The sequence below is a fragment of the Mycobacterium innocens genome (assembly GCF_900566055.1).
GTDB lineage: Bacteria > Actinomycetota > Actinomycetes > Mycobacteriales > Mycobacteriaceae > Mycobacterium > Mycobacterium innocens.
Map to the genome: position 1 here is coordinate 1 of NZ_UPHQ01000320.1, position 4,212 is coordinate 4,212.

Consider the following 4,212-nt stretch of genomic DNA (forward strand, 5'->3'; position numbering starts at 1 on the left):
GCCTGCATCTGATAGGTGCACTCCTTGATCGATTCTCGAACGCTAGCAAACATCGATTATCGTTGAGGCAGTGCACCTTTCACGTTCACGACACACCTCAGCACCGAATCGCGTGAACTATTGAGGCCCAATGAAAATACAGCATCAGGTTGCGGGGGTACCTTCGCACGCCATCGAAGTCCGGGGACTCCACGAACTGCTTGGCGGAATTTACCTTCGCCTGCTGCACCAGCGCAGCATCCTCGAGCAGCGTCTGCAGCAGTGCTTCGAGGAACGATACCTTCTGCGACTCGGTGAAGTCTTCCGACCCGAACAGGTCGTTGAGCCGGTCGAGCACCTGCTGGAAGGCGACCATCTTCGGGTCGCGCTTCTCACCGGACCCGGCTGTTGAGCGTCACTCAGGATGACGATGATGGCGTCATTGGGATTGAAGTGATCCGTGAAGGAGAACGGCCCCGCTGGGCATGTTGAGCGGGGCCGTTGTGGGCGTGTTGACGGCGTTGTCGCCGGGCTGACGCGGTGGTGGTCGGGTTGATGCGGACTGGGTTCAGTCCCTGGCGGTTTCGGTGACGGCGATGCGTGCTGCCTTTTCGTCGACGATGCTGTGGTCCAGCCGCACCGTGTCTTCGGCGAAGCCGAACCGGTAGCCGACCGCCAGCCGGGAGTGATCGTCAAGGAAGGCGAAAAGGTACGTTTTGCGGTCGCCGACCCGCGGCCCGTGCAGGGCGTCGCCAACCCAAAGCTCGTTGGGGTCGGCGGCCTCGAACCGGCCGAACACCGCCGGGGCCTCACCAGCATCCAGGCCCGTCAACTCCAGTCGGTGGAAATGACGCAGCAGGGTCGACTCTGAGGGCGTCCACCCGGTCGCGGTGCGCAAGATGCGGGCCACCTGCGCCACGGTGCGGGCCGGATTTTCTCGCTTGAGCGAGGCTGCCAGCTCCAGCACCTGGGCGTCGGTGCGCGCGGCCAGCCGCCGCGGGGCCGGTACCAGCGCCTCAAACCCGCCGGCGCGGTAGCGGCGGATCCAGCGGTCCAGCGTCTCGCGCGAGACCCGGGTCTGGTTGCCGAACGGGTCGGTGTGGGTAGCGGCGGCGATCTCGCGCACCAGCTTGCCGCGCTGCTTGCTCGATAGCCCCTCATCCAGGGCCGGACAGATCAGCTGATAGCGGAACAACCCGATCGCTTGAGACTCGAAGCGCTTCAAGCCGTGACCCAGCGCGGCGCAGCCAGCCCCGTACTGTCGCCGCCGGCACCTGCAGGCTGGCGCCGATCCGGCGATGCCCAGCGCCCGTAGCGCGGGCACTCACCGCAATCCAAATCCGTTCCGCCGCATAAGCTCTACGCAACAACACCGTCACCGGCAACAACACATGCGCGACCGCGCAGGATCGACAACGCCCACGCCGCGGCCGCAATGAATCGCCGATTCCCTCGATCTGGCGGACACGGGCATACCCCCACCCACCCAACACACCGTCGCGGCACGTCGGGCATCCGATCCCCCCACCTGCCAACCGCGACTCGACGCGGACAGGATCAGCCTCTACCGTCACCACCAGTGCCTCCAAGCACTACAGCGCGGCACCCCGCAAGCCGAGCCAAGACTTCAGCGGGTTGTCGCGCACCCATCAGTTCCTCGTCACACTGATGGTGCACACGAACCAGATCAACCCCGCCAGCACACCGACCGCCGCATCGGCAGCCTCAATGACGAATGCCTACCCAGTGGTCGTCATCCCAAGAGACGGCCAACACCCGGCGGCGGTGATTCCGGACAGTCCGACCCGCCCACCGAGGCCGATGTCGATTCTGCCCCTGTCGATTTGCTTGACGTGCTTGAGCACTACGTCAGACAGGTCGATCGGGGCAGTGTAGTTGTCCGGCCGGATCACCCGGTCAAGTTCGCGCAGATAGATTTGCTTCTTCTCCAGCCCCGGGTCACCGTAGTCGATGATCTGTGACATGAAGTCATAGAGACGCACGAAGGACCCGACGTCCTTGCGGAACATGTCCAGCTCGGCCAGTGCCGCCTTATCGCCCTCGCCGCCGTTGTGAATGAGCGCGGCTTGGTAGCGCTCGGCGAACCGCTTTTTGCCGGGGTCGACCGCCGCCTTAAGCGCGTTGTGGCCTTTGGCTTTTACGAAAACCTCTGCGCACTGGTCGATCTCGCCTTCGGTGTAGATGCCGGCGGTGTCGAGTTTCGCCGCCAGGTCGTGAACCAGGTTCGGGTCGGTGTCGGTTTCCAGGAACGCGTCGGTGAAGTACGGCTCGAACGCCTTGCGGATCTCTTCGGGCTCGTTGACGAAATCCACGACCTGCGTCATCGACGCGGTTTTCTGGATGCCCGAAGGGGTGCGGTAAGTGCGGTTGAGCCGCGAGAGGGTCTGCACCGCAGTAACACCGGACAAGATTCTGTCGACGTACATCGCGCACAGCAGCGGCTGGTCGAATCCGGTTTGGAACTTGTTGGCGACGATCATCACCTTGTACTGGTCACCGCGAAATGAGGTACGCAGGTCATGCACGCCCGGGTTCATGCTGGCTTCGGTGAAATCCTCCGGCCCGGACTCCGGGTCGTGCACCGTGCCCGAGAACGCGACCAGGGTGCCGTATCCGTAGCCCTTCTTGGTGATGAATGAGTCGATCGCGAGCTTGCAGCGCACCGCCGCCTTGCGGGAGTCGGTGACGACCATCTCCTTGGCGTGCCCGTCGAGCAGCCCGTCCACGTTCGCGTGAAAGTGCTCGACGATGATCGCGGCCTTCTGCGCGATGGTCTGCGGGTTGAGCTTGACCCAGCGCATGACCTCCTTGGTGGCTTGGGCCACCTCGTTCCCGTGGGCGACGTTCTGCCCCACCTGGAACGCCAACTTGAACGAGTGGAACCCGGTCAGCACGTCGAGGATGTAGCCCTCCTCGATGGCCTGCTTCATCGTGTAGACGTGGAACGGCACTGGTTTATCGCCGGGAGTTGGCCTGCGGCCGAACAGTTCCAGCGTCTTGGCTTTGGGGGTGGCGGTGAACGCGAAGTAGGAGATGTTGGCCGACTCGGCACGCTCGGTGGCTTCGGCCGCCAGCACTGCCTCGATATCGATCTCACCGCCCTCCTCGATCTCTTTGAGTTCGTCGGCGGTCAGCACGGACTTCAACTTGCTCGCGATCTGTCCGGACTGCGACGAGTGGGCTTCGTCGGCGATGACGGCGAACCTCTTGCCCTTGAGCCCCTTGTTCTTTCGGATCTCGTTCATCGCGAACGGGAAGATCTGAATGGTGACTACGATGATCAGCTTGCCGCCGATCAGCGCATTGGCGAGCAGGCCGGATTTCGATTTTGCCTCGCCGCCGGCTTTCGCGGCTTCGTCGCGGTCGATGGCTACGACGATGCCCTGGTCGTTGTCGATCTGTTTGATTGCGTCCTGCAGCTGGGCATCGAGCACGTTTCGGTCGGTCACGACGATGACCGAGTCGAACACCTTCTGGTTGTCAACCTGCAGCCGCGCCATCCGGTGCGCGGTCCAGGCAATCGAGTCAGTCTTGCCCGAACCCGCCTAATGCTGGATCAGGTAACGCTTTCCGACGCCTTCAGCGGTGACCGCGGCGGTGAGTTCGGTGACGGCCTCCCCCTGGTGAAAGCGCGGGAATCGCAGCGACGACGACTTGGTGGTCTTGCCGCTGATCGGGTCGGTGCTCGACTCGTGCTTGATGTACATCAGTCGGCAGAGGATGTTCAGCCAGGCGTCGCGCCGCAGAACCCGCTCCCACAAATAGGCGGACTTCGCACCCGTCTGGTTGAGCGGGTTACCGGCGCCGCCGTCTTCGGCACCCCGGTTGAACGGCAAGAAATGCGTTGTGTCGCCGGCGAGTTTCGTGGTCATCCAGACCTCGTCGTCGGACACCGCGAAGTGCACCAGCGCGCGGGCGCCGGAAACAAACAGCGGCTGAATGGCGCGTGTCGTGGGATCCTTGGGCAGCCGGGAGGCTTTGTACTGGGTGATCGCGTCGGCGACGGTCTGAGAGCCTGTTCACAAACCCGTGTGACTGTAGTGACAGATGATAACGATGTGATAACGATTGTGTGTCGCGCAATCGGATGAGGCGGGGCTCGCGGTAGCGGATGAACACCACATCCCTCTCGCTGCCGGAGCCCCGTGAGTGCCTGTCTACCTTGTCGCGTCCCCGAAAACCAGTTGCGCCGCCGCGGGTTGCCTATGTTGT

General features: G+C 63.2%; 1 protein-coding gene and 2 pseudogenes. All 3 read right to left on the bottom strand.

Features of this window, described 5'->3' with window-relative positions; translation table 11 throughout:
- Window positions 1–97 precede the first annotated feature (97 nt).
- Window positions 98–355 (bottom strand): hypothetical protein, encoded by a 258-nt coding sequence (locus tag EET03_RS29260; protein WP_075542431.1) that lies wholly within the window; start codon window positions 353–355, stop codon window positions 98–100.
- A gap of 222 nt (window positions 356–577) precedes the next feature.
- Window positions 578–1,216: pseudogene (locus EET03_RS29265) on the bottom strand (helix-turn-helix domain-containing protein); the annotation flags it as partial.
- A 538-nt stretch (window positions 1,217–1,754) separates the two neighbouring features.
- Window positions 1,755–4,013 (bottom strand): annotated as a pseudogene (locus EET03_RS29275) (DEAD/DEAH box helicase family protein); the annotation flags it as partial.
- Window positions 4,014–4,212: the final 199 nt, after the last annotated feature.

Excerpts from the sequence above, each read along its gene's own strand:
- EET03_RS29260 (WP_075542431.1), bottom strand. The coding sequence starts at position 355 with ATGGTCGCCTTCCAGCAGGTGCTCGACCGGCTCAACGACCTGTTCGGG.